The 25,674-nt window shown below is 40.3% G+C and carries 19 protein-coding genes; 8 read left to right on the top strand and 11 right to left on the bottom strand.

Annotated elements, in window-relative coordinates; all coding sequences use genetic code 11:
* Nucleotides 1-3: 3 nt before the first annotated feature.
* Nucleotides 4-1,632: a glucose-6-phosphate isomerase gene (gene pgi / locus ESA94_RS15565; RefSeq protein ID WP_129131864.1), complete on the top strand. Its 1,629-nt coding sequence runs from the start codon at nucleotides 4-6 to the stop codon at nucleotides 1,630-1,632.
* Between the two features lie 60 nt (nucleotides 1,633-1,692).
* Here pgi and ESA94_RS15560 read toward each other — a convergent pair whose 3' ends face one another.
* Nucleotides 1,693-2,511 carry a M57 family metalloprotease gene (locus ESA94_RS15560; RefSeq protein WP_129131863.1) on the bottom strand — a complete coding sequence of 273 codons (819 nt, stop codon included), beginning with the start codon at nucleotides 2,509-2,511 and terminating at the stop codon, nucleotides 1,693-1,695.
* Nucleotides 2,512-2,792: 281 nt separating this feature from the next.
* Here ESA94_RS15560 and ESA94_RS15555 point away from each other — a divergent pair, with 281 nt between their 5' ends.
* Nucleotides 2,793-5,312 carry a S8 family peptidase gene (locus tag ESA94_RS15555; protein WP_164972764.1) on the top strand — a complete coding sequence of 840 codons (2,520 nt, stop codon included), beginning with the start codon at nucleotides 2,793-2,795 and terminating at the stop codon, nucleotides 5,310-5,312.
* Here ESA94_RS15555 and ESA94_RS15550 read toward each other — a convergent pair.
* A complete protein-coding gene (locus ESA94_RS15550; RefSeq protein ID WP_129131861.1) occupies nucleotides 5,309-6,208 on the bottom strand; it encodes a nucleotidyltransferase family protein in 900 nt (299 codons plus the stop codon). The genes ESA94_RS15555 and ESA94_RS15550 overlap by 4 nt on opposite strands.
* Nucleotides 6,209-6,263: 55 nt before the next feature.
* Here ESA94_RS15550 and ESA94_RS15545 point away from each other — a divergent pair, with 55 nt between their 5' ends.
* The 3 genes from ESA94_RS15545 (at nucleotide 6,264) to ESA94_RS15535 (ending at nucleotide 8,823) form a co-directional block, all read left to right on the top strand.
* Nucleotides 6,264-7,169, top strand: a complete 906-nt coding sequence (locus ESA94_RS15545) for a 1-aminocyclopropane-1-carboxylate deaminase/D-cysteine desulfhydrase (RefSeq protein WP_129131860.1) — start codon at nucleotides 6,264-6,266, stop codon at nucleotides 7,167-7,169.
* Between the two features lie 51 nt (nucleotides 7,170-7,220).
* On the top strand, nucleotides 7,221-7,934 hold the full coding sequence (locus ESA94_RS15540; protein ID WP_129131859.1) for a hypothetical protein: 714 nt from the start codon (nucleotides 7,221-7,223) through the stop codon (nucleotides 7,932-7,934).
* 85 nt (nucleotides 7,935-8,019) lie between these two features.
* The gene (locus tag ESA94_RS15535) at nucleotides 8,020-8,823 is read left to right on the top strand and encodes a hypothetical protein (protein ID WP_129131858.1); all 804 of its coding nucleotides are present in this window, start codon (nucleotides 8,020-8,022) and stop codon (nucleotides 8,821-8,823) included.
* On the opposite strand, the gene lipB is transcribed toward ESA94_RS15535, so the two are convergent.
* Nucleotides 8,818-9,543, bottom strand: coding sequence for a lipoyl(octanoyl) transferase LipB (lipB, locus tag ESA94_RS15530; RefSeq protein WP_129131857.1), 726 nt, complete (start codon nucleotides 9,541-9,543; stop codon nucleotides 8,818-8,820). The two genes, ESA94_RS15535 and lipB, sit on opposite strands and share 6 nt — an antisense overlap.
* Before the next feature lie 58 nt (nucleotides 9,544-9,601).
* On the opposite strand from lipB, the gene ESA94_RS15525 reads away from it, so the two are divergent.
* On the top strand, nucleotides 9,602-10,681 hold the full coding sequence (locus ESA94_RS15525; RefSeq protein ID WP_129131856.1) for an RluA family pseudouridine synthase: 1,080 nt from the start codon (nucleotides 9,602-9,604) through the stop codon (nucleotides 10,679-10,681).
* A 5-nt stretch (nucleotides 10,682-10,686) separates the two neighbouring features.
* Here ESA94_RS15525 and ESA94_RS15520 read toward each other — a convergent pair whose 3' ends face one another.
* The 6 genes from ESA94_RS15520 to ESA94_RS15495 form a co-directional block, all read right to left on the bottom strand.
* On the bottom strand, nucleotides 10,687-11,223 hold the full coding sequence (locus ESA94_RS15520; protein ID WP_129131855.1) for a hypothetical protein: 537 nt from the start codon (nucleotides 11,221-11,223) through the stop codon (nucleotides 10,687-10,689).
* Nucleotides 11,224-11,231: 8 nt separating this feature from the next.
* Entirely contained in the window at nucleotides 11,232-11,810 is a 579-nt protein-coding gene (def, locus tag ESA94_RS15515; protein WP_129131854.1) for a peptide deformylase, read from the bottom strand.
* A gap of 157 nt (nucleotides 11,811-11,967) precedes the next feature.
* Complete coding sequence (gene ruvX / locus ESA94_RS15510; protein WP_129131853.1) at nucleotides 11,968-12,378, bottom strand: Holliday junction resolvase RuvX; 411 nt, start codon at nucleotides 12,376-12,378, stop codon at nucleotides 11,968-11,970.
* Nucleotides 12,379-12,423: 45 nt separating this feature from the next.
* Nucleotides 12,424-12,774, bottom strand: a complete 351-nt coding sequence (locus ESA94_RS15505; RefSeq protein WP_129131852.1) for a four helix bundle protein — start codon at nucleotides 12,772-12,774, stop codon at nucleotides 12,424-12,426.
* A 46-nt stretch (nucleotides 12,775-12,820) separates the two neighbouring features.
* Entirely contained in the window at nucleotides 12,821-13,720 is a 900-nt protein-coding gene (locus tag ESA94_RS15500; RefSeq protein WP_129131851.1) for a UbiA-like polyprenyltransferase, read from the bottom strand.
* A gap of 91 nt (nucleotides 13,721-13,811) precedes the next feature.
* A complete protein-coding gene (locus ESA94_RS15495) occupies nucleotides 13,812-14,342 on the bottom strand; it encodes an RNA methyltransferase (protein ID WP_129131850.1) in 531 nt (176 codons plus the stop codon).
* Nucleotides 14,343-14,576: 234 nt separating this feature from the next.
* Here ESA94_RS15495 and ESA94_RS15490 point away from each other — a divergent pair, with 234 nt between their 5' ends.
* Together ESA94_RS15490 and ESA94_RS15485 are read left to right on the top strand one after the other, a co-directional pair.
* Complete coding sequence (locus ESA94_RS15490; RefSeq protein ID WP_129131849.1) at nucleotides 14,577-16,283, top strand: DEAD/DEAH box helicase; 1,707 nt, start codon at nucleotides 14,577-14,579, stop codon at nucleotides 16,281-16,283.
* 791 nt (nucleotides 16,284-17,074) lie between these two features.
* Nucleotides 17,075-18,523 carry an Ig-like domain-containing protein gene (locus tag ESA94_RS15485; RefSeq protein WP_164972763.1) on the top strand — a complete coding sequence of 483 codons (1,449 nt, stop codon included), beginning with the start codon at nucleotides 17,075-17,077 and terminating at the stop codon, nucleotides 18,521-18,523.
* A 113-nt stretch (nucleotides 18,524-18,636) separates the two neighbouring features.
* On the opposite strand, the gene ESA94_RS15480 is transcribed toward ESA94_RS15485, so the two are convergent.
* Both ESA94_RS15480 and ESA94_RS15475 read right to left on the bottom strand, forming a co-directional pair.
* On the bottom strand, nucleotides 18,637-22,947 hold the full coding sequence (locus ESA94_RS15480; RefSeq protein ID WP_164972762.1) for a T9SS type A sorting domain-containing protein: 4,311 nt from the start codon (nucleotides 22,945-22,947) through the stop codon (nucleotides 18,637-18,639).
* A gap of 790 nt (nucleotides 22,948-23,737) precedes the next feature.
* Nucleotides 23,738-25,624 carry a hypothetical protein gene (locus tag ESA94_RS15475; protein WP_129131846.1) on the bottom strand — a complete coding sequence of 629 codons (1,887 nt, stop codon included), beginning with the start codon at nucleotides 25,622-25,624 and terminating at the stop codon, nucleotides 23,738-23,740.
* Between the last annotated feature and the right edge of the window lie 50 nt (nucleotides 25,625-25,674).

Here is a 25,674-nt window from a genome sequence, read left to right as displayed (position 1 = left end):
AATATGCTTTCATCGATTAACCCAACTACAACAAAAGCCTGGCAACAGTTAACAGTACATGCTGTACAAATGAAACAGGTACACATGAAACAATTGTTTGCAGCTGATGCAAACCGTTTTCAAAAATTCAATGTTACCGAAGGCGATATCATCTTCGATTATTCTAAAAATATCATTACCGAAGAAACCATTCAGCTGCTGCAACAGTTAGCAGATGAATGCAAGGTGAAAGAAGCAATTGAAAAGATGTTTGCCGGTGATGTGATCAATCATACTGAAAAGCGTGCAGTGTTGCATACTGCTCTTCGTAATTTCTCCGGCAAGCCTGTTTTGGTTGATGGAAAAGATGTAATGCCCGATGTGCAACGTGTATTGGCACAAATGAAAAGCTTTTGTGCAAGCATTCACGGTGGCGAATGGAAAGGTTACACCGGTAAAAAGATCAAATACATTGTAAACATTGGTATTGGAGGTAGCGATCTTGGCCCTGTAATGGTAACCGAAGCATTAAAGGCTTATTGGGTTGATGGTATTGAAACCTATTTTGTAAGTAATGTAGATGGAACACATATTGCAGAAACGTTGAAAAAAGTAACTGCAGATGAAACGTTGTTTCTTATTGCATCAAAAACATTTACCACACAGGAAACCATGACCAATGCACACAGTGCAAGAAGCTGGTTTTTGCAGCATGCAAAAGACGAAACTTTTGTTGCCAAACATTTTGCTGCATTATCTACCAACGAAAAAGAAGTGGTGAAGTTTGGTATTGATAAAGCCAACATGTTTGAGTTCTGGGATTGGGTTGGTGGCCGTTACAGTTTGTGGAGCGCCATCGGTTTATCTATTGCCTTAACCATTGGCTATAACAATTTTGAAGAATTGCTGAAAGGCGCCTATGCTGCTGATGAACATTTTAAAACTGCAGCCTTCGATAAAAATATTCCTGTGATCATGGCATTGCTGGGCACCTGGTATGTAAATTTCTTTGATGCAAAGAGTGAAGCCATTCTTCCTTATGATCAATACCTGCACCGTTTTGCAGCTTACTTCCAGCAGGGAAATATGGAGAGCAATGGTAAGTATGTTGATCGCAGCGGCAACAAAGTTGAGTACAGCACAGGCCCGATTATTTGGGGTGAGCCGGGTACAAATGGTCAGCATTCATTTTATCAATTGATCCATCAAGGCACACATTTAATTCCTTCTGATTTTATTGCTCCGGCTATCAGTCATAATCCGCTGAGCGATCATCACAACAAGCTCATGAGTAACTTCTTTGCGCAAACAGAAGCACTCATGAACGGCAAATCAAAAGAAGAAGTGATTGCTGAAGGTGTAAAAGAAGAGTTGATTCCTTACAAAGTATTTGAAGGAAACCGCCCTACTAATTCCATTCTTGTAAAACAGATCACGCCGTTTACACTAGGCGAACTGGTTTCATTCTACGAACACAAGATATTTGTACAAGGTGTTATCTGGAATGTTTACAGTTTCGATCAATGGGGTGTTGAATTGGGTAAACAATTGGCGAATAAAATTCTCCCTGAGCTGGAAAGCGATGCTGTTGTTACATCGCATGATGCATCAACCAATGCTCTCATTAATCAATACAAAGCATTACGCAAATAAAAAGAGAAAGCCCCGCAAATTGCGGGGCTTTCTCTTTATGCTTTTGTACGATCACTACGCTTAATAGAGATAGTTTAAGGCTATCACATCATTTGCATTAAATGGTCTGTTTGTTCCATCTGAACAAGCAAGCATCCAGCTAAGTGCATCAGGACCTGAAGGTGTACCAGGAATAAGTACAGCACCAACGCCATTCTTTGCCTGTCCTTCGTTGCCACCCGAACCACAGCTATATGCACGACGCATATAATCTGTATGACGGAAACCAATGCAATGGCCCATTTCATGCGCAATTACAGTTGCCAGCCAGTTAGTATTGGCACTTGCAGTAAAATATTTTGTATTAAGGCTAATGAGATTATAAGGGTTGCCACCTGAAGGAAAACCACCAAAGCCAATTGTATTGCTATTTTCGTAATAAGCCTTTACAGTCATACCACCTGTTCCGGGAGCAGAAGTAACACGATTAAATTTGAGCGACAGATTTAAATCGTTATAACGCTTAATAGCTTCATCAAGTGCCGGACCAAAATAAGTACCTGCATTAGGGTCGGCGAGCTCAAGATACACATTGATCGTTCTTGTGCCGCTTACTGAAACCAGGTTAAATGTACGGTACTGTTCTTCGCTTGCAATAGTCATATTCGCTCCACCGGGAACAGACTTTAATTGATCGTTGCTTATGAAGATGTCGCCTTCGACGAGGTAGCCGCCGCTAACTGCTTTTACATTGCTTGTAGACAAACCCTGAAAAGCAATTAAGCTTAAGATTTCATCGGACACCTGATCGGGTGCAGATTCTTTTGCAGATTTAGAACAGGCTACAATAAATAATGCTGCAAATAATACTACAGCTGAGCCTAAAAGAAGTCTTCTCATGTTTTAATGTTTAGGTTGAAAATGTATGTTAAATTATTAATTTTATTTTAAACTATAAACATGAATTGCTTATAATTTTCAAACCATTTTTTTCGTAAAATCCAACTACCAACATTTGTGTTAAATAAATCCCGAACATTGATGTAATGAATTCGATAGTCTGTAACACTAAAAGGGCTTTTTGCCTTGTTTCAGGAGGGGCTGCTTTGATATGGTTATTCTTTTTCCAAAGCGTTCAAGCTCAAACATTAAGCAAAAAAACAGAAGCCAAAATTTCTCCATTGCTTCGTATAAATTTTGCCCGTCTTGGAACTGATGAACTTAGTTCTTTTACATTTACAGTATCCTCAATTGACTCCTTTCTGGAAATAATTAAATTTCAACAAGAGGTAAAACTACTTCGTATATACCCGTTAACAAATACCATCATTATCAACTGTTCGACACTTACGTTTCAAAAATTACTCTCCTCTGATGTTGTTCAATGGGCCGATCAGCAACAAAAACCAGTCGAAGAATTAATGCTTGGTTTTGTAGATTATTCGGCAAATAATATTTCAGCAATACAAAATGCTTTTCCGAATTTGAATGGCGATAACATTGTACTTTCTGTAAAAGAGCAGATGTTTGATACTGCCGATATAGATTTTAAAGGAAGAATAATCCCCTCCGCTTATAGTGCAGCTTCTATCAGTTCGCATGCTTCACTAATTGCAACCATCACCTCGGGGGGTGGTAATGCATGGTACAATACAAAAGGGGCTGCATGGAAATCAAAAATCAGTTCGGCAAGTTTTTTAAATCTTTTACCGGAACCAAACAGTTATTATCAAACTCCCATACTTGTACAAAATCATTCATACGGAACAATAATTGAAAGTTATTATGGAGCCGAAGCAGCTGCTTACGATGCATCTGTAATTGCAAACCCATTAGTTGTTCATCTTTTCTCGGCAGGCAACTCCGGTTCTTCTTTTGCCACAACAGGAACCTACGCCAACATAAATGGGTACGCAAATCTTACTGGCAATTTTAAACAGGCAAAAAATATTATTACTGTAGGGCATACTGATTCCACTGACGTTGTTTTATCGCCCAGCTCAAAAGGTCCTGCTTTCGATGGACGTATAAAACCAGAGCTTGTTGCATTTGGCGAAGATGGGAGCTCCGGTGCAACAGCACTTGTTTCTGGTGTAGCTGCAGTACTTCATCATACTTACCGAAACTTAAATAATAATACCAATGCACAGGCATCGCTTATAAAAGCTGTTTTGCTGAACAGTGCTGAGGATGTTGATGCAGTTGGTATCGATTACAAATCGGGCTACGGAAAATTAAATGCAACTAATGCAGTCCGTACACTTTTACAAACCCATTATTTTAATGAAACGATAGCCGATAAACAGCAAAAACAATTTACCATCACTGTACCAACAGGAATAAAAAAACTAAAGGTCACATTGGTATGGACTGACCCTGCCGCCCAACCTGGAACGGTTAAAGCTTTGGTGAATGATCTTGATCTTGAACTGAAGCACGTTGCAAGTGGAAGCCTGTTTTTACCATGGGTCTTAAACCCTACTCCATCTGTAACAACTATAGAAGAATTGCCGGTTCGGAAAAAAGACACGTTGAATGTAGTTGAACAAATTACACTCGATAATCCCACAGCCGGCGATTACCAGTTCTTCGTTAAGGGGTCATCTATACCGCAAGGTGCGCAAGCATTTTCCATCGCTTATCAACTTGATACGTTGAACAAGTTTGCATGGTATTTTCCAACATCATCCGACTATCTCTTTTCAGCAAACTCGCATATACTGCGTTTTCAATCCAGTTATGCAAATAATACAGGAGCAATAGAATACAGTCTCGACAAAGGAATTACATGGCAAAACATCACCCAATCTGCAGACTTACAAAAAGGATATTATAAGTGGATAACCCCAAATGTATACAGCGAAGCGCTGCTTGCCTTTACGGTAAACGGAACACGGTATATATCGGATACTTTTACTATCAGCAAACGCCTTTTACCTGCTGTTGGTTTCAACTGTGCAGATTCTGTTTTGCTAACCTGGCCTAAAATAAATGAAGCATCATCTTATCGCATTACCAGTCTTGGCACTAACTATATGGAACAGATACGAATTGTTACCGATACTTCATTTCTGTTTTCAAAAGCCAGTAGCCCTTCAAAATATTACAGTATTACTCCTTTGTTACGCAATAATGCAGCGATGCCGTCCTACACATTTAATTATGAAACCCAGGGAACCGATTGCTATGTAAAAACTTTTCTTGCAGAGTTGACGGTTAACAACAGCGTATTGCTTTCGTTTGTATTGGGAACAGACTATATGGTGCAAAAAATACGTTTTGAAAAACTATCAGCAACAGGATTTATACCGTTGAACGAACAAAATTTGCAAAACAGTTTGCAATTTATTTTCAACGATCAATTCCTTATTAATGGCAGCAATGCATACAGGGTTGCGATTACACTTGTTGATGGAAGGGTTCTCTATTCAAATACCGGAACCGTTTATTTCACCAGCCCAAAAACAATTACAGTTTATCCTAATCCTGTAAGATTGAATGAGCCTTTACAGGTTCTTTCAAACACAAGAGACGAATATATATTTCAATTGTTTGATTTAAGTGGCAAATTAGTGTTGAGCGAAAAATTAAAATCCTTCCCGCAACTGATCAATATTCAAAAGTTACAGAAAGGATTTTATATCTATCGGGCCACAGGCAATTCAGGACATACTGCAAGCGGCAAACTGATTTTACATTAACCCCACAACGAAGCCGGATACTCACCTGAAGCAACCAGGTCGTTCACACTTTTCTGTACACCCGGGGCATCTTCTTTGTATGTAACGCCAAACCATTGCGAAGAAGTTGGAATTACTTTTACAACACCTAATCCTTCTTTAATAAAATGATCGGCTACAATAGGAATGAAAAATTCTGATTTTTCTTCCTGGCCTTTTGTTTTAAGAAAATCTGCAAACAGATCGGTAGCAAGATCAAACACCGATGCATCAAAGCACCAGAAATTCATACTTACACTTGAGTGATAGGGCACTTCGTGTTTACCTTCTGCATCTTCGTAAACAATCTTTCCGTTTTCGGGATAGATCTTTGTACGCTCAGAAATACTTACAAGATTATTGTTCTCATCTACCACACAAACTCCACGACTAACGGTACCATTTTCGCTTAATGTTTTTGCCAGCTCGTAACCAATAATTGAATGCTTATCAGCAGCACATTCTTCCTTTAAAAACTTTGCTGCTTTTTCAAAGGCATCTCTGCCATAAAAATCATCGGCGTTAATTACAGCAAACGGATCTTTAATAGCATCTTTCGCACAAAGGATTGCATGTGCTGTACCCCATGGCTTCACCCTTGTTGCAGGAATTGCAAAACCGTTTGTAAACGAATTGAGCTCCTGGTATACATAGTCAATTTCAATTTTACCTTTCAGCTTGGGTTCAAACGCTGCTTTAAAATTATCAGCAAAATCTTTACGGATAATAAACACTACTTTACCAAATCCTGCACGGATGGCATCGTAAATAGAATATTCCATAATGGTTTCGCCGGAAGGACCAAAGCCTTCCATCTGTTTCATACTGCCGTACCTGCTGGCCATTCCTGCTGCAAGTATTAAAAGTGTTGGTTGCATGTAATCGATTATTTTTGAGCGCTGCGAAGATAGGAAACTATCGTTCCCCCGCATCATGCAAACGATTCCATTAACAATAGCATATCACAACATCAAATGGCCTTTGGAAAATGGTCTGTTTTTCCCTTTTACGGTAGCCCGGCTCGATTTGTTGCATCCTGTTATTTCGGGTAACAAAAGCTTTAAGCTCAAATACAATCTGCTTAAAGTTCTTGAAGAAAAAAAAGAAGGAATTATTACAATGGGCGGTGCCTATTCAAATCATCTTTGTGCAACTGCTTTTGCCTGTTATCAACAAGGTCTTTCTTCTGTTGGTATTATCCGTGGTGAAGTGATGGAACCGTTAAACAATACACTTGCATTTTGCAAAGCACATGGTATGCAACTGCTACCGGTAAACCGAGCAGATTATGATTCGTACAGCAAGGCTGTAAACTTTATTAAAGAGCAATACCGTCATTTACTGTTTGTGCCTGAAGGTGGAAATAATTACGAAGGTTTTCTTGGCTGTACAGAAATACTTGCTGCAGTTCCTGAGGCCGACAGCTATACACACATTCTTTGTTCGATGGGTACCGGAACAACGTTTAAAGGAATAGCAGCTGCTGCCAAAGCACATCAAACAGTAATTGGTATTCCTGCATTAAAAATAAAAGAAACAGAGCAGGAACTTTTTTTGCAGCAACATGCACATGTTAAAACCGAAGCAACAACAAAAGTGCTGTTTCAATTTGCAGGTGCAGGTTATGCACGCACAACACAGGAGCAATTCAACTTTATGAATTTGTTTTATACTAAAACCGGTATTCCAACCGACATTGTGTATACGGGTAAATTAATGCAGGCAGTAACAGCGCTTGCTGAGCAGAGCTTTTTTTACGAAAGCTGTAGCGTATTGCTCATACACAGCGGTGGACTACAGGGAAACAACAGCCTGCCTGCAGGAACTTTGTTATTCTGAACGGCACTATATTTGCGCTTTATTGTGATCAACCATCAGCATACATCATCCATGAAGAAACTGAGCTTACTCTCCTCTCTCCTCCTTGTAACTATTTTTGTATTTGCACAAAACGATACGCTGCCAAAATTTACAGCTATTAAAAAAAGAACAGGAGAAATTGTATTAAGCTGGAACAGCCCGTATAAGAATGTATCGCAGATAAATATTCAACGGTCGAAAGACAGTTTACGCAGCTTCAGCACCATCCATTCTGTGCCGAACCCGAATGCAAAAAGCTATAGTTATATTGATAAAACAGCCAAGAACGACAGTGGCTATTACCGCATTTTTATTTTATTTGAGGGTACGAACTATATCTTCACGCCATCACGCAAATTATTTATAGATACAAGCAGAGAAGTTGTTGCCTCCGTTGAACCCGTAAAAAACAATAAACCTGTAGTTGCAACACATCCCAAAGAAACAGTGAAAGAAGATAAACCACAGACGCCGCCAAAGCCTGTTTGGGTTCCGTCGATCTATGTTTTTACAGGAGATGATGGCAACCCTGTAATTAACCTGCCCGATGCCGCAGCAAAAAAATACAGCATCCGTTTTATGCGGGAAGATGGCAAGCTCCTTTTTGCTATTCCAAAAATTACCGAAAGCTACCTTACGCTCGATAAAGTAAACTTCATGAAATCGGGCTGGTACCACTTTGAACTGCTGGAAGACGGTAAGCTGAAGGAGAAAAATAAGTTCCTTATAACAAGAGATTATTAAGCTTTTTGCTTCTTCATTTGAAGAATGGCGTTGTTTTTGTAATTTGAAGTATGTTGCAGATTGCTTTCCCCCTGCATCCACACTTATGAAACAAAATTTAGCCCTATTACTGTTCCTGCTTTTTTCCGCACCTTGTTTAGTATTTGCACAACGTGTAGGAAGAAAAGGCGTAACTCCAACCAATACCGGCAATTCAAAAAAAACGCAAACCTTTCAGTTCTCATTAGAGCAACTGCAGGGTCGCTGGCAGGAAACAAAACGGACTACTGAGGATAAAAGCGACCTGCCGATTGGCGACACCATCTATCTCCATTTTACCAATACCAATAAAGTTGAAACACGTGATGGCACAAAAACCATCATGCGTGGAGAAGCCGTTATTGATGAACCCGGAAATATACTTATTGCTGCAGCAGATATTTACACCATAAAAACTGTTACAGAAAGCGAACTGATATTGCTTGACGACGACGGAACAGTACACACACTGGTGAAGAAAGAAATTTTCTGGCGTGAGACGTTGGGAAAAAATGCTGTAACTGATCCTGTATTGGATACACCGATAAGTCCAAACCTTGCCGACTTAGACGGAACAACCTGGACCATCTATCGCAGAAGATCAAAGCCCGGAGCCATCAGTAACGAATCGGTATTGATCCGTTATATAAAAGCAATTAAACACAATGGCAACAATACAGCAACAGCAGAATTAACGTTCTATTCAAAAGATAAAACGGAAGTAGCACCCTGCACCATAGCGGTAGTTAATAATCAGATAGAAATAAAATCGGGCGACAACAGCTGGTTGCTGTTTATTTATAAAATAGAAAAAGAAGAATGGATCTTTGGCGATCATAAAACACTGCTCTATTTCGCCAAGCCATTATAACTGTATATCAAATACCTTTTCAAAATTCTTCTTCACCCGTTCTTTAGCTTCGTTAAAACTAACGGCGTGGCCTAACTCTTTTTCCAACGATGTTACCTGTTTGTTTTGAATACCGCAGGGGATGATGTTGTTGAAATAATTCAGATCAGTATTTACATTAAATGCAAAGCCATGCATGGTAACCCAGCGGCTGCACCGAACACCCATTGCACAGATCTTCCGTTCCTTGCCTTTCACATCCGGATCGAGCCATACTCCGGTTTCGCCAGGACTACGATCGCCTTTTAACCCATAATCGGCCATGGTAAGAATGATCACATCCTCCAGCTTGCGGAGATATTTACCAATGTCTGTTTCGAATTTCTCTAAATCAAAAATGGGATAACCTACAATTTGTTGCGGACCATGAAAGGTAATATCGCCACCTCGATTGGTAGGATAATATTCAATGCCTTTTGCAGTACGTTCTTCTTCGCTGATGAGGATATTGTTTACATCGCCGCTCTTACCCAATGTGTACACAGGTGGGTGCTCAACGAAAAGCAGGTAATGATGAGTCGTGAAGGGTGAGTCGTGAGTGGTGATTGGCTCCTGGCTATCGGTTGCATTTCTTAACGCCGCCTTTACCTCCAGATTTTTCTTCAATAAACTTTCCTGGTAATCCCAGGCCTGTTTATAGGGCATGTTTCCCAAATCTTCAAACTGCACAAACTGTGTCATAGCCTGCAAATTTACGTTGATTTGAACGGATGAAACGCAGCACTTACTTTTGCAGACAATGATCGACGAAGAATTACTTGACGAAGACAGTGAACTGGAGAACGGCGATGGCTCGGAAGAGCTATACGAGAAAAAACGTTTTGTTGTTACCAAAGGGCAGGAACCGTTGCGTATTGACAAATACCTGATGACAAAAATTGAAGGCGCTACCCGTAATAAAGTACAGCGTGGTATAGAAACGGGCATGGTGCTGGTAAACAACAACCCGGTAAAAGCCAACTACAAAGTAAAACCAGGTGATGATATTGTAACCTTTACCGACACTGCTCCTGAGGATACCGATCTGAAAGCTGAGGAGCTTCCATTGAATATTGTTTACGAAGATGATCATGTAATGCTGGTGAATAAAGAAGCCGGCATGGTGATGCATCCCGGCTGCGGCAACTATTCGGGAACGTTAGTAAACGGTGCTCTGTGGCATTTTCAGCAACAGAAACCCAACCTTACCGAAGATGAGTTACCTCGTTTTGGTATGGTACACAGGATCGATAAGAACACCAGCGGTTTGGTGATCATGGCAAAAACAGAACAGGCCAGTGTACATCTTGCCAAACAGTTCTTTAATCATACAGTTGAAAGAAAATACGTAGCGCTTGTGTGGGGCGATATTAAAGAAGATAGTGGAACAATTACAGGTCACGTTGGCCGTCACCAACGTTTCCGCAAGATTATGGATGTATACCCTGATGGTGAATATGGCAAAGAAGCTACTACACATTTTACAGTACTGGAACGTTTCGGCTATACAACACTGGTAGAATGTAAACTGGAAACAGGCCGTACACACCAGATACGTGTACACATGCAGCATATTGGTCACCCGTTATTTAATGATGATACCTATGGCGGCGACCGTATTGTAAAAGGAACTGTTTACACCAAGTACAAACAGTTTGTAGATAATTGCTTTGCTATTTGTCCACGCCATGCACTGCATGCAAAAACATTGGGCTTTACGCATCCTAAAACACAGGAACGGATGTTGTTCGATAGTGAGCTGGCAAAAGATATGCAGCAGGTAATTGAAAAGTGGAGAGTGTATACGAAGGCGAAGAATCTTACCGGAGATGATGAGTAAGCAAATCAATAATCTCTGTTTTTAAACCGGAAATGACTGCTAAGTCGTAACCCTATTGTGTGTACAGACCCCTGTTTGTAGAATACGTTTTCGTAACGAAGCGATAAATCGAGTTGAACAATTTTTTCGGAAGGAAACAGGTATCCAAAACTTAAACCACTTATGGGGCCTTTGATTATTTCATCCACATCGGCACCATCCATATTCTGGTAACTTCTTGCTCCGTAAACGCTGTAACCAAGTTGAGGTTCTGCATAAAATCCTGTTCCGCTCCTGTCTAACGTATACCTGTATCCTAATTTTACAGGAACATAGGCTATACCATACGAATCAGGATATTCAATTTCAGGAATGAATTTTACCCCCACTTCAATATTTATTTCATCTGCTTTTTCTAATACCGGCACTCCAAACTTTAACATGGCACCAAAACCCACAATATACTTCGACTCCGGTTTGGGATTTAATACAGTTAAAACTTCAATTTGAGCATTTGCGTTGTAACCAAAAAGTACAGCAACAAGTAAAAGCAGTAATCGCATAAGCATATTTATTTCGGAAATACCATTTTATAATCCACACTCACCTTCCCTTTCGAAATATCATCAAGCTTTCCTTTCAGCATTTTGCGCTTCAACGGCTTCAGGTGATCGATGAACAGTTTCCCGTCGATGTGATCGTATTCATGCAGGATCACTCTTGCAGTAATACCATCGAATGTTTTTACATGTTCGTTGAAGTTCTCATCCATAAAACGAATAGTTACTTCTTCTGCACGGTAAACATCTTCCCGAATTTTGGGTATGCTTAAACAGCCTTCATTAAAAGCCCAATCGTCGCCAATCAGTTCTTCCACCTGTGCATTAATAAATACTTGCTTAATACCGGGACGGTCGTTGTACAACATGGTCTCCTCTTCATCCATATTGGCAAACATCTGTGCACTGTCTACCACAAACAGGCGAATGTCTTTATTGATCTGCGGAGCAGCCAACCCAACACCATTTGATGAATACATGGTTTCCCACATATCGGCAATAAGCTTATCCAAACCCGGATAATCGGGCGTAATATCTTTTGCTACTTTACGAAGTACATCAAAGCCGTATGCGACAATAGGAAGAATCATGCGATGTCTGATTTAGGATGGCGGATTTATGGTTTGTAAACCAGCCTCAATAAAAATTAGCTGCAAATATAAGTAAAGCAGAGAGATGTCTGATTTAGGATGTATGATGTAGGAAAGGCGTGAGAGATTAAACATCCGCCATCATAAATCATACATTCTACATCCTCGCCAGGTATTCCTGCAGCATAATCGTGGCTGCAATTTCATCCACCAGCTTTTTATCCCTGCGCTGGCTTTTCTTTAAACCCATTTCGAGCATGGCATCTTTGGCCATTTTGGAAGTATAGCGTTCATCAACTGTTTCAATGGGTATCTGCGGAAAATTTTTCTTTAGCTGGGCGATGGCATTCTTTACTAACGGGGTGGCATGGGTGTCGCTGTCATCCCAATTGGTGGGCATACCAATAAGAATTTTCTCCACCTGCTCTTTGCTGAAATAGTCTTTCAGAAAAGGAATAAAGTTTTTTGTTTCGATGGTGGTTAAGCCCGTAGCAATAATCTGTAAAGGATCCGTTACTGCAATACCGGTGCGTTTACCGCCGTAGTCGATGCAAAGAATTCGTGCCATTGGTTAAAAGTTCATGGTTGATTGTTCATGGTTCATAGTAACGCCCTACATTGAGTCACGCAGCTTTGTGATCATTTTACAAATCACCTCGTATGCAATATAATTTTTATCAAATTCCTCTTTTGTAATGTAATTACGCTTTATAGCGATGAATAAACAGGCTACCACCTCAACAGCCGACCTAAGTGCGATGTCAAGAAACCGTTTAAATTCCGGCTTGGTTTGTCCAGTACTTCCTTCTGCAATATTCAACACTACTGAATCGGCCGCACGTTTGATTTGAGATGCAAGACTGAAACGTTCTTCAACGGGAAGTTTTTTACTAAGCAAGTCAATTTCATTCGACAAGTCCAGTGCCATTTGCCAGACCTTTAATTCTTCAAAACGAAAAGCCATAAGCGTGTGATTTTCTATGAACAATGAACCATCAACTATGAACTGCCTACCCTACAAATATATCCGCTATCACAAACACGGCAAACACAACACTGGCAATCCCATTCGCTGTCATAAACGCAATGTTTACTTTGCTGAGATCGTTTGGTTTTACAATGGAATGCTGGTATACCAACATACCAATGAACACCGCTACACCAATCCAATATAACACACCGAAATTTCCATAGTAACCTGCTGCTGTTACGCAAAAAGCAGAAAGCACATGCAACAGTTGCGACACACGCAATGCTTTTGTTTTACCTAACCATGCAGGGATCGATTTCAATTCATATTGCTTATCAAATTCTTCATCCTGCAAGGCATAAATAATATCGAACCCGCTTACCCAAAATAATACGGTGAATGAAAACAAAACAGGCAATACATCAAACACGCCTGTTACAGCTAAGTAAGCACCAATGGGCGCTAACGATAAACCCAAGCCCAACACCAAATGACAAAGCGGTGTAAAACGTTTGGTATAACTGTAACCCAACACCACCAATAATGCTACGGGTGATAATGCAAAGCAGAGTGTATTGATAAAGAACGTTGCAACCACAAACAACACACTGTTGATGATGGTAAACAACAATGCACTGTTGGCCGAAATAATACCTGCAGGTATTTCACGGATGGCCGTACGAGGGTTCTTTGCATCAAAATTTCGATCGAGGTAACGATTGAAAGCCATGGCTGCACTGCGGGCGAAGATCATACAGAGGAGAACAAGTGGAAAAACCTTCATTACTTCTTTAAAGGGATACCTATCAATGCCATCATCAAAGCATTTCCAATAGATCGCATCTTCAACCCCTAAACAAAACCCAATCAACGCAAACGGCAACGCAAAAATGGTATGCGAAAATTTTATTAAAGACAGATAGTTTTTTACTGTAGACATTGCTTATTTCTCTTTTATCCAACCACCGTCAGGGTTTACAACTGCTGACGGGGTTTTCCTTTTTCATTTTACATTTTTAATTTTTCATTCTTCATTTCTCCACTCCTCTCACCAACTCCCATAACACCACTCCTGCTGCGACACTAATATTCAACGAATGCTTCATACCAAACTGCGGTATTTCAATACAACCGTCGCACTGCAGTAAGGTTTCCTGCTCCACACCTTCTGCTTCATTACCAAAAAAGAGGGCAATTTTTTCACCAGGCTGCTGTTCAAATTCGTTCAGCATAATGCTTCCTTCCACCTGTTCAATACCAAACAGTTTATACCCGTTGGCTTTCAACTCTTCAATAGCCTCTGCAGTGGTTTTAAAATATTTCCATGCAACTGTTTCCGTTGCGCCCAATGCGGTTTTATGAATATCCCTGTGTGGAGGTTGTGGTGTGTAGCCAATGAGATAAACGGCTTCTACCAAAAAAGCATCTGCGGTACGGAACACACTGCCCACATTCTGCATGCTGCGGATGTTCTCCAGCACAACAATCACCCTGTTTTTTTCCGCTTCTTTAAATTCATCCACCGTTTTGCGGTTCAGTTCGTCCATGCCCAATTTTCGCATCGGGCAAAGGTAATGGAAATGGTGAGTTGTGAATAGCGAGTGGTGAGTGGGTAGCTTTAATGCTGACTTCCTACTTCATACTTCCTACATCAGACATCAGAAATCCTACTTCCTGCATCCTAAATCAGGCATCCCACTACCTGCAACAGTCTGTATTCCTTACCACATCCCTACTTCTTCCCCCCAGTCTCCCCTTAAAAGCCTACCTTTGCGCCTTGTTAAAAATTATTAAGAATGAACACATTTGATGCGCTTGGACTCGATGAACGTTTGATGAGTGCAATTACAGAACTCGGGTTTACCAACCCAACCCCCATCCAGGAAAAAGCCATCCCGGTTTTACTGAGTGGAACCAAAGATTTTATTGGCCTTGCCCAAACAGGCACCGGCAAAACAGCCGCTTTTGGCTTACCCCTTTTACAATTACTCGACACAAGTAAGAAATATCCCCAGGCACTGGTGGTATGCCCCACCCGTGAACTTTGTTTGCAGATTGTAACAGAACTGGAACGTTTTAAAAAGAACGTAAAAGGCATGAATGTACTGGCCGTATACGGCGGTACTTCCATTGGTATGCAGATCCGTGATATTAAACGGGGCGTGCATATTGTTGTAGCAACGCCCGGCCGTTTGATCGATCTGATTGAACGTAAAGCTATTGACCTTGGCGAAATTCAGTACGTTGTTTTGGATGAAGCGGATGAAATGCTGAACATGGGCTTCCAGGATGACATTGAATTTATTTTACAGAACACACCAAAGAAAGAAAGTACCTGGTTGTTCAGTGCAACCATGCCACCGGAGATCCGTAAGGTGAGCCGTAAGTACATGAGCGAACCGGTAGAAGTAACAGTTGGTAAAGTAAACACTGCCAACAAAAACATCGATCACCAGTACTATGTTGTTTCATCGCAACACCGTTACGAAGCATTGAAACGTTTGATCGATTTCAATCCCGGGATTTATGGTATCATCTTCACCCGTACAAAAGTTGATGCACAACAGATAGCTGAAAAGCTTACACGTGAAGGTTATGATATTGATGCACTGCATGGCGATCTTACCCAACAGCAGCGTGATACAGTAATGGGTCAGTTTCGTGATAAAACATTGCAACTCCTTATTGCTACCGATGTGGCTGCACGTGGTATTGATGTAAAAGAAGTAACGCATGTAATTAACTACGAGTTACCTGATGACATTGAAGTATACACACACCGTAGCGGACGTACAGGCCGTGCAGGTAAAACAGGTATTTGTATGAGTATTGTACACAGCCGTGAAATTGGCAAGATCCGCCAGATAGAACGCATTGTACAATCATCGTTTCATAAACTGGAAATACCAACCGGTAAAGATGTTTGCCGCAAACAGTTCTTCTCGTTTATGGATAAACTCATCAGCACAGATGTAAGCAATGAAGAGTACGAAACATACGTACCCATGTTGCAGGAGAAGTTTGCAGAGATGAGTAAGGAAGATATTCTGAAACGTGTTGCAGCAATGGAGTTCGACCGTTTCCTGAAATATTACGAAAATGCAGAAGACCTCAACATTCGTGAACGTGGCCGTGAGTTTGATAAATTTAAACGTGATGGTCGTGGTGGCGATAGAGACAGAGGTGCGGCACGTGGAGCCCGTGGTGAACGTCAACCTTACCGTGATACACAAGGCCGTGATTTCAACGGCGGAGGTTCGGGCAACTACACCAAACTGTTTGTAAACCTTGGTACCAAAGATGGTTTTTACAAAGCCAGTTTCCTGCAGTTTATTTTAGACATGAGCGATTTGCGTAAAGATGTACTTGGCAAAATTGATATGCGTGAAATGAACAGCTGGGTTGAAGTAGATAGTAAAGCTGCAAAGCAAATGATGAAGTCTATCGACGGTAAAAAGTTCAAGGGAAGAAACATCCGTATGAATGATGCAAACAGCAGATAAAACTGTTTACAATAATTGAAAAGAGCTGCAGATTGCAGCTCTTTTTTTTGGAAGAATGTACCGATAATGGAAAAGCAGCTTCCGCCGGCAGCAGGAAAAATATGCATTGTGTAAAAGCTGTGACAAAATTTTAACAACCGGCAAACCCGAGCCCGAAACAAACAGCACAATAACAGAAGCTTATTTTATGCTATACATTATGCAGCTCTTTTCAATCGTTTAAGTTCAAGCCGGCAAACGCTTGTCGGTTCAATTTGCTATTGCATTGCAATTGCTAACAAGTATTAATCAGCCCTTTTACAACCTGTAAAAGTCAACGTAAACGCTGGCTATGTCTAAACAAAATACTTTTGCATATATAAGAGAACAGACGAATAAATTCAACAGCTGAGTGGCATAATTATTGTTTTGTTTACACACAATTACGGCAGAGTAAAAAAGGATCGAATCTTTGAGGCAGAGCGGAATTGAATCGTATAAAAAAGGACCAGCGGAATAAAATCCAGTTCGCAGAAGAACCATTCTCCAACAGACAGTACCAGACACAATTTCCAGAAAACTATTCAAAGAAGGATGTTATGTAAACGCCTGCGCATTTACCGTGGCGAAGCTGCATCATCCCTTCATTCACACACCTGCCAGGCAGTGAAAAACAACTATACCTGGATTGCATACCTATGGGCTTCATCGCCAAACATTATTTCGTATTAAAAAAACCAACAGTAGTTTAAATGAAAAAAAATGCCATGCCCCGGGGCTTGACAGGGTTGTTCTTGTTATCAGTTTTATGGATGTCGTGCTCGAAGGAAAACTCAACACAAGTACCCGTAAGCGAAACCCAGGTTTCACAATCAAAAGTATCCGGCGTTGTTGACGATGATCCTGTATTACAGGCAAAAGTTCCCCTCATTATTTCTGCCGGTTATTTAGCCGATGCTCCAAATGCAAACAGCGAAGTTGTACGTGTATCAATGATTGCTGCAAGAGGCAAACGTGATGCAATTGCTCCAACTGTAAGTATTCTCTCTCCTGCATCCGGAGCAACTGTTTCAGGCGCAAATGCTGTAACTGTAAATGCAGCAGATAATATTGCTGTAGCATCGGTAAGTCTTGCAGTAGATGGTGCAACCATCAGCACAAGCAGCACTTCACCCTTTACCAATACATGGAACTCTGCAACGGTTGCAAATGGTTCGCATACACTTACTGTAACAGCAAGAGATGCTGCAGGTAACAAAACCAGCAGCTCTGTACAGGTATGGGTAAGCAATGTAATTGTTGGCGATATTATTGCTCCATCAGTAAGCATCAGTTCGCCTGCAAACGGTTCGTCTTATAACACAGGCACAACCATTACAATTAATGCTTCCGGCTCCGACAATGTTGGCGTAACATTTACAAGCATCAGCATTAACGGTGCAGTTGTTGGAAGTGCATCTTCTTCAAGCTATAGTTATAGCTGGAACACAACATCTGCTGCCAGCGGCGTTTATACCATTACTGCACTTGCAAAAGATGCGGCAGGTAACCAGGCAACAACTTCCGTTTCTGTAACACTTAATACAACTGTTGTTCAACCTCCAACTACATCAGGCTTCAGTTTAACAATGCCTCCTGTTGGTAACCAGGGAAGCGAAGGTTCCTGCGTAGCATTTTCTGTTGGTTACAGTGCCCGTTCTGCCGAACAGTATTATCGTTCGGGTGCAACATCGTACAGCTTTGCAACCAATGTTTTCAGCCCGGAGTTTTTATACAATCAAATTAAATTCAGCACCGATTGTAATTCGGGTTCTGCAATGCAAACAGCACTTGAGTTTATTAAAACAACAGGCATCAGCACATTTCAGACTATGCCGTACAGCAGCAGCAACGGATGTTCTTTATTGCCAACAAGCACACAGCTTGCAGAAGCACAGAACTATAAAATAGGTTCTTACTCGAAGCTCTATACAAACGATAAAGCGGCTATTAAAGCGCTGGTATCACAAAAGCATCCTGTAATTGTAACCATACTTGCAGACAACTCGTTTATTGCTGCAAAAACAGGATTCATCTGGAAAGCTTATTCCGGTTCGGGATCACTAACACACGCAGTAGTTATTTGCGGTTATGATGATGCAAAAAATGCATACCTCGTTCAAAATTCATGGGGCACAGGTTGGGGCGATGCCGGCTACGGCTGGATCGATTACGATTTTCTGCCAACAAGGTCGGGTACGTATTGCTATGCCATCAACTAATAACTTTTTTTAAGAATAGAAATCCCGGTTAATAACCGGGATTTTTTTATGCGCATAAAAAAGGCTGCCCCCGTGAGGACAGCCTTCCATTATGAACTCCCTACTACTACCCGCTATTGTTTAATATTGATCACTCTTCCTGTTATCACTTTATCACCCATACTCAACTTATAGATCAATACCCCGCTGGCAACTGTTCCCGGAGTAAACTCAACAATTTGATTTCTGCCGGCAACAAGATATCCTTCGTAAACTGTTTGTAATTTCTGACCGAACAGGTTGTACACTTCCAGTGAAGCTTTACCTGATACAGGTGCTGTAATTGCAAAGTTTACTTTATCCCTGAATGGATTTGGATAAGCTGCGATCTTGAGTTCATTTACTGCCAAACCGCTTCCGCTAATTGTTCCTGATGCTGTAATATCAATCCTGCTTGCCGGAGTTGTGCCACAAGGAACTTCTGTCCAGCTGATAAAGATCCTGCATTCATCAAAGCCTTCGTTAATTGCTGATACAGCTTTGTTGATATCTGCAAGACTGGCTCCGCATTCGTAACCAACTGTACCATCAATATTTCCTAAGGCATCATTTGCCAGTTGATATAAACCAGCTACTGTTAAAGGATATTGTTTGCAGCTTAATGCATCAATTACACTTTGCGTAATTGTTTTGAATGTGTATTCGTTTTGAACTACCCATTGTAACAAAACAAGATCGTAATAACATACTCTTACTTTTGGAACTGTTGAACCGCAACCACCATCACGTGCTGCAGTAGCAAATGTACCTGCCTGTAAAACAAAGCCACCAAGGCTACCACTCAACCGCATGTTAAGGCCAAGTGCAATTGTTTGCGATAAGAGTACATTATTGATCTTACCCTGTTTGTTGATGTACGTAGTTGTTACGCTTGTTCCGGGTGTCCAGCAAGCTGGTAATACAGGAACATTATCAACTGTACAATTTCCAAACAGTTCTCTTGGTGTACTGCTACCCGGCATTGATGCATGCAGTAAAGTTGCTGCACTTGCAGTTGCAGGAATAGTTACTCTTGGTTTTGCAATTCCATCGCCACCGATATAAAGCGGATCGGCAACGCCATTTACACCTAACAGTGCTTTGATCATATCAAGCACAGATGGATAAGTTACCGGTGTACCATCGGTACCATCAGCATCACAGGCAGTACTTGTATTACCATACTTACCTTGTGTGTAAGTACAACTTCCTGCACATGAACTTACCGGCACTTCGTAATTACATTCAATTGGCGATAACTCTGTGTTTGCAAACGTAATGGTGAGTTTCAACGTAAAACTTTGGTTACCTGCTGTAACAGACACTGATTGCTGACCATTAGGAGAATTAATAACGGCTCCGTTGTTTGCACTCCATGTCCATGTTTCAGTTGGAGCAGGTGCTCTGTCTGCTGAGAAGCTGCTTGTAGATCCATTACATATTGCAGAAGTTGTAACCTGAGGACAGCTACCGGCTGTATTTACTGTTACAGAACAATTAGAAACAGTTGTACATCCTGTTGCAATATGTGTAATGGTAACAGTGAATGAAATCACCTGTCCACCATCGAGTACTGCAGCTGTATACACCGGATTCTTAACATTGTTTGCACTAAGTGAACCAACACCATCTTCTGTCCACACATAAGTATAATGTGTAGGATCTGTATCTGCATTCGCACTCAAATCAACATCTAATTGCGTATTGTGAGCAGCAGAATTAATATCGATCAACGATGGAGTTGAACTGCAAGATGCAATTGGATTTGCATTTACAGTTAATACTGCATCATCGCTTGCTGTTCCGCAATTTTCATTTGTAATAGTATAACGAATGGTTACTGTTCCAACACCACTTACACTTGCTGTTGTTGCTGCACTGTTGGCATCGCCAAAACTAACATCAGCTGTTCCGGTTGCACTTACTTTACTCCATGCACCTGTGCCGTTTGTTCCGCTACCGGAAATATTAAATACAGTAGGACCGCTTGGCTTGGTTTGGCAAACCGCCTGATCGTCGCCTGCATTTGCAGTTGGATTAGCATTTACTGTAAGCACAAGATCGTCTGTTGCATCGCCACAGCTTGGTGTTGCATTACTTGTAACAGTAAAACGAATGGTTACTGTTCCTATTCCACTTACACTCGCTGTTGTTGCTGCATTGTTGGCATTGCCAAAGCTTACATCGGCACCACCGGTTGAGCTTACTTTGCTCCACGCACCAGTACCGTTTTGTGCAGTACCACTGATGTTAAACACTGTAGGACCATTTGGTTTGGTTTGACAAAGTGTTTGATCATCACCTGCTGCTGCTGTTGGATTAGCATTTACTGTAAGCACTAAATCGTCTGTTGCATCGCCACAACTTGGTGTTGCATTACTTGTAACAGTAAACCGAATGGTTACTGTTCCTATTCCACTTACACTCGCTGTTGTTGCAGCATTGTTGGCGTTACCAAAGCTTACATCGGCTCCACCGGTTGAGCTTACTTTGCTCCATGCACCGGTACCGTTTTGTGCAGTACCACTGATGTTAAACACTGTCGGGCCATTGGGTTTGGTTTGACAAAGTGTTTGATCATCACCTGCTGCTGCTGTTGGGTTGGCGTTTACTGTAAGCACTAAATCGTCTGTTGCATCGCCACAACTTGGTGTTGCATTGCTTGTAACTGTAAAACGAATAGTTACTGTACCAATACCGCTTACGCTTGCTGTTGTTGCAGCATTGTTGGCGTTACCAAAGCTTACATCGGCACCACCGGTTGAGCTTACTTTGCTCCACGCACCGGTACCATTCTGTGCAGTACCACTGATGTTAAACACTGTAGGACCATTTGGTTTGGTTTGACAAAGTGTTTGATCATCACCTGCTGCTGCTGTTGGATTAGCATTTACTGTCAACACAAGATCGTCTTGTGCTGTTCCGCAACCCGGTGTTGTATTACTTGTAACAGTAAAACGAATGGTTACTGTTCCAATACCGCTTACGCTTGCTGTTGTTGCAGCATTGCTGGCGTTGCCAAAGCTTACATCGGCACCACCGGTTGAGCTTACTTTACTCCATGCACCTGTACCATTTTGTGCAGTACCACTGATGTTAAACACTGTCGGGCCATTGGGTTTGGTTTGACAAAGTGTTTGATCTGGTCCTGCAGCTGCAGTTGGATTTGGATTTACTATAAGTGTGGCGTTACATGTTTGCGTAGATTGAACTCCGCTTTTTGTTGTAACTAAGGTAAGCGTATAGGTTCCCGGCGTATTTGATGTTACGGTTACACATTGTGTATTCGTAGCACTTAAACTTGCTCCTGCAGGCAAAATACTCCATGCATAATTAGCCATATCTGCCGGGCCACAGAATTGTTGCGATGTTCCTCCGGCACAAATCGATTGCGATTGTGGAGTAATATCGCAGGGAGGAGGAGGTATAAGAATATCTGCTCCTTTTAATTGATTATCTCTGTCGCCTAATGAAATTGTATGTTGCGAATCAAATGGCGCATTACCTAAATAAAGGTTACTCACTTTAAAGTGATAAGGACCGCCATTAATGTTTGATGCTCCTTTTCCTGTACCATAAAATAATTGATCGGCAATATGACCGCCGATTTTTACAAGAATAGAATAACTGCCCGGAGCAGTGGGGCCTGTCCATGATAATTCGTAGTGTGCATACACATCGCCGTTTTCATCTCCATAACCTGTCATTACAAGATTAGCAGCACTCACTGTTGCATTCGATTGTATCGTAATTCTTCTTCCATCAGAACCTGTTGGTGAAAAATTATTATCCCAATCATCAACTCTTGCTTTTACGTTTGAATTAGATGATACGTTGGGAGTACCAGGCGAAGGAACTGCATAAGAACTGGATGGTACTGCGTTTGAATAAACCAATGGAGCGGCATCAAGTGTTCCGCAGATCATAAAAACAGGATCATTGTTTTGTCCTGTTTCGCTACAGTTATTGATGACTAAATAGCAATTCGGATCAATATCGTTTGATGTTGATATGGCTTTGCCGTTTAGTGATCCGTTGGTATTGTACCAACCTGTAACAAAATCGTAAGCATTAATGGATCCTTTTGTAGCAAGATGCTTAAATGTAAATTTGTATTTTCCTGTTGGATCGGTGGGAATATCTAACAGAAAAAGCCGTTGCAGTGTACTCTGTCCTTCATAAAAAGTAGAGTTACTCGATTGCACAATTGAACCGATCCAAACAACAGTTCCCTGTGTATTGTTTTTGTTCGACGATTGTGACCAGTGGACGGTTTGGCTTTTCACTATTGCGGAAGGAAGCAACAGCAAGGAAAGCAACAACAGTTTAATTGCAGATGCATACCTCCTGCCCCAACACGTTGGCAAACCGGGATATGTTCTACATCGGTTTAAAGAACTACTCATAAAAATCAGTTTATCAGTTAAAAAATAATTAACCCTGATTTTTCCAGGAAAGATTGGGGCGCTGGAAGTTTTCATAACCGGCACAATTAAAAACCGGATTGCTTAACATGCATCCTGCCAGGCAATTGAATTAACCATACTGTAAAGGATATCAGAAGCGTGAAGGACTTGGAAATAAAGACAGGGACTCTGTAACCACTTTTATTACTGGCTTTACACAGAATAATTGAAGCGATGTAAACAGTTATGGTTAACAGAAAGGATGGTGTAAAAACACAAGCATCCTTTCTACAACCGATCATAATTTAATGCGGCTGATGCATAATTACATCACTGAGTAAATTGAAATAAACACACGTATGGTTCTTACTCTTCCATTGGAAATAAGTATTTATTCCGCTTTAAGAAAGCGGCAATACGGTTTCCGGACATTGGAAAAAAATTATACCCTGTGCATACAGGTGTTGGTAAGAATAAAAGAAGTTTAGAAAGGTAGGGTTAACTGAAGGGAGTAGATTAATGTATGGTGTTTAGGAGGAATGCGGAGTAAAATAGGAAATGTTCCAACGCACAACGAAACTAAAAAACTGTTTAACCAATTGCAAGTAAATAGACAGATATTTTAATCAACAATTCATTTTATAATTTATTGATGTGATTCGATTGCATATAAATATGCAATTATCCAGCAGATTCGTTGTACAGCCCAGCAGTTTAAAATCGTTAATCACCGATTGTCATTTGCCTTCTTCTTTAATCGCAAGATTCTGCCTGTGAAAATATATCTCAATTACCTTAAGCAATTCTCACAATAATAAGTTTTGAAAATGCTTTCTTCAAGTAATTGAAAGCTTGCTCCGCCCTTATGATTAGGTTTAAAGAAATCACAATAGCGCTCCGAATTAAGATTAAGTGCGTTTAAAAGTGCGGCTTTGAAAACATCATTTTTATAACGATTAGGGTAATAAAAACTAAGATTAATGAAATAAAAAAGCAGATTCTCGTTTACATTCAAATTAGCAACTCTCGGAACAATCAGATCTTCAGCCCAATCGAATCGAGAATATAACGCAAAATATTTACACAACGAATACACTTCTTCGTCTGTTAGCAAAACGTCCCGATATAAGTCTTTTATTTCCAGTAAAGATTCGTCCTTTGCAGAATAGTTACCTGCATTTAAATAATCCTCACTTATCAGAATGTAATAATTAATAAGCATCCGTTTAATAAGCGATTCATTGACATTTACATTTTTTAAATTTTCGATATTGATGAATAATTTTTTCTTATCAATATCCTCACCGCCATGTTTCCATGCAAAAATGGAAAGAGCACAAACATTATAATTTACTGCACGATTAGTATTATCTAACTTTTGTAATTCACGAAACACTTCCAATGCTTCATATTCTGAAGATTGTGCTAAAAAATACTTATACACCTCTCTATCACTAATTACTTCTACAAACTCCTTCTCAAGAGGTATCTCAATCTCATTAAAGTAATTATCAGGTAGTTTGTTGTCCTCAATTCGCTGCATTATTTCTTTTAGTACCAATCTCGCCTTCTCTGCCTTTTTTGTATTGATTGCAGCATTTAATTCATCACCTAAAACTTTGTTTGAATAAGTGCTTAAGCCAGCCCTCTTTTCCAGATAAACGGTTATAACTGCTTTACGATGTTTTGTTAATAAAGGTTCAATTTCATTTAAAATCTGCACATCTGTAAGCTTACGTTTAACTTCATTTTTTGGTAGTGTTGCCAAATAAGAGAATTTTGACTTTCGTACATCATCAATAAAATCAACCCAGTTTTCTGCAGTTACAATTTTAATGTTACTCAGTTTTGGGTCATACTTTTTAAAAGCGGTTATAATTGCATTCGCCCTACCAAGCATAAGGCGTTTATTAACATCCAAAGGCCCTTCAACAGATGAATATGCTCTAATCTCAACTTTCTTAATAAGAAAACCATTTAGTGAAAGTGAGTCAAAAAGAGGCTTTATATCTGTATCATTATAACCTGTTTTACTTTTTTGAAAATTAACATCCTGCTGCAAATATTTGGAGAAAATAAAAAGCTTTGTATTATCCAGTTCATCGGATGAGTAAGTTTTAGAAAGAGTGTCTGTATAAAGCCCCATCGGCAACAACTCCCACCCCGCTCTCTGAATATTAATAAAGTTTGAGTAAAAACATACAAGATCGCCATTTAAGATAATCAAGTTTCCTTCAATCTCTTTTACGGAAAGGCTTTTCGGCAATGTGCCAACTTTTAATTGGATTTGGTTATTACCAATCTTCTGAATATTCTTAGAAAAATCCTTTTTTAACAATGGTAACAAAACAAATCCTTTAAACAGTCCTTTAGTTTCCTTCGAACCGGCACAATCATATCTATCTTTAGAAACGATATCAACAGTAACAGCATTTGCTACAGAAAATATTTTTTCAAACCAAAAAAAGTCAGTCATTACAACAAACACATCTCCGTTTTGATGTATGTCTATTCCAAACAAAGCTTCTTTCGGTTTTTGTTTAATTACTTCAACGCAAGCATCGCAATACCCACCGAATTGTCGTCCATCTTTTAGATTATAAGGATTTTGAGCAGCTGTTTGAAAACAATTAAAAAGAAAACACAATACAAAGATTAGCCTTACGCTTTTTCTCATTTAGTTTCACTTTAACAGATCGTAACAAAAAATATTCAGGTTTGTCTCAA

Source organism: Lacibacter luteus (assembly GCF_004118265.1).
Classification (GTDB): Bacteria; Bacteroidota; Bacteroidia; order Chitinophagales; family Chitinophagaceae; genus Lacibacter; species Lacibacter luteus.
The sequence above is the reverse complement of the archived record's forward strand: the minus strand, read 5'-3'. Positions and strand labels throughout refer to the sequence as shown.

Coding starts and splice junctions, on each gene's coding strand:
- pgi (WP_129131864.1), top strand. CDS start 4: ATGCTTTCATCGATTAACCCAACTACAACAAAAGCCTGGCAACAGTTA.
- ESA94_RS15560 (WP_129131863.1), bottom strand. CDS start 2,511: ATGAGAAGACTTCTTTTAGGCTCAGCTGTAGTATTATTTGCAGCATTA.
- ESA94_RS15550 (WP_129131861.1), bottom strand. CDS start 6,208: ATGCAACCAACACTTTTAATACTTGCAGCAGGAATGGCCAGCAGGTAC.
- ESA94_RS15545 (WP_129131860.1), top strand. CDS start 6,264: ATGCAAACGATTCCATTAACAATAGCATATCACAACATCAAATGGCCT.
- ESA94_RS15540 (WP_129131859.1), top strand. CDS start 7,221: ATGAAGAAACTGAGCTTACTCTCCTCTCTCCTCCTTGTAACTATTTTT.
- ESA94_RS15535 (WP_129131858.1), top strand. CDS start 8,020: ATGAAACAAAATTTAGCCCTATTACTGTTCCTGCTTTTTTCCGCACCT.
- lipB (WP_129131857.1), bottom strand. CDS start 9,543: ATGACACAGTTTGTGCAGTTTGAAGATTTGGGAAACATGCCCTATAAA.
- ESA94_RS15525 (WP_129131856.1), top strand. CDS start 9,602: ATGATCGACGAAGAATTACTTGACGAAGACAGTGAACTGGAGAACGGC.
- ESA94_RS15520 (WP_129131855.1), bottom strand. CDS start 11,223: ATGCGATTACTGCTTTTACTTGTTGCTGTACTTTTTGGTTACAACGCA.
- def (WP_129131854.1), bottom strand. CDS start 11,810: ATGATTCTTCCTATTGTCGCATACGGCTTTGATGTACTTCGTAAAGTA.
- ruvX (WP_129131853.1), bottom strand. CDS start 12,378: ATGGCACGAATTCTTTGCATCGACTACGGCGGTAAACGCACCGGTATT.
- ESA94_RS15505 (WP_129131852.1), bottom strand. CDS start 12,774: ATGGCTTTTCGTTTTGAAGAATTAAAGGTCTGGCAAATGGCACTGGAC.
- ESA94_RS15500 (WP_129131851.1), bottom strand. CDS start 13,720: ATGTCTACAGTAAAAAACTATCTGTCTTTAATAAAATTTTCGCATACC.
- ESA94_RS15495 (WP_129131850.1), bottom strand. CDS start 14,342: ATGCGAAAATTGGGCATGGACGAACTGAACCGCAAAACGGTGGATGAA.
- ESA94_RS15490 (WP_129131849.1), top strand. CDS start 14,577: ATGAACACATTTGATGCGCTTGGACTCGATGAACGTTTGATGAGTGCA.
- ESA94_RS15485 (WP_164972763.1), top strand. CDS start 17,075: ATGTCGTGCTCGAAGGAAAACTCAACACAAGTACCCGTAAGCGAAACC.
- ESA94_RS15480 (WP_164972762.1), bottom strand. CDS start 22,947: ATGAGTAGTTCTTTAAACCGATGTAGAACATATCCCGGTTTGCCAACG.
- ESA94_RS15475 (WP_129131846.1), bottom strand. CDS start 25,624: ATGAGAAAAAGCGTAAGGCTAATCTTTGTATTGTGTTTTCTTTTTAAT.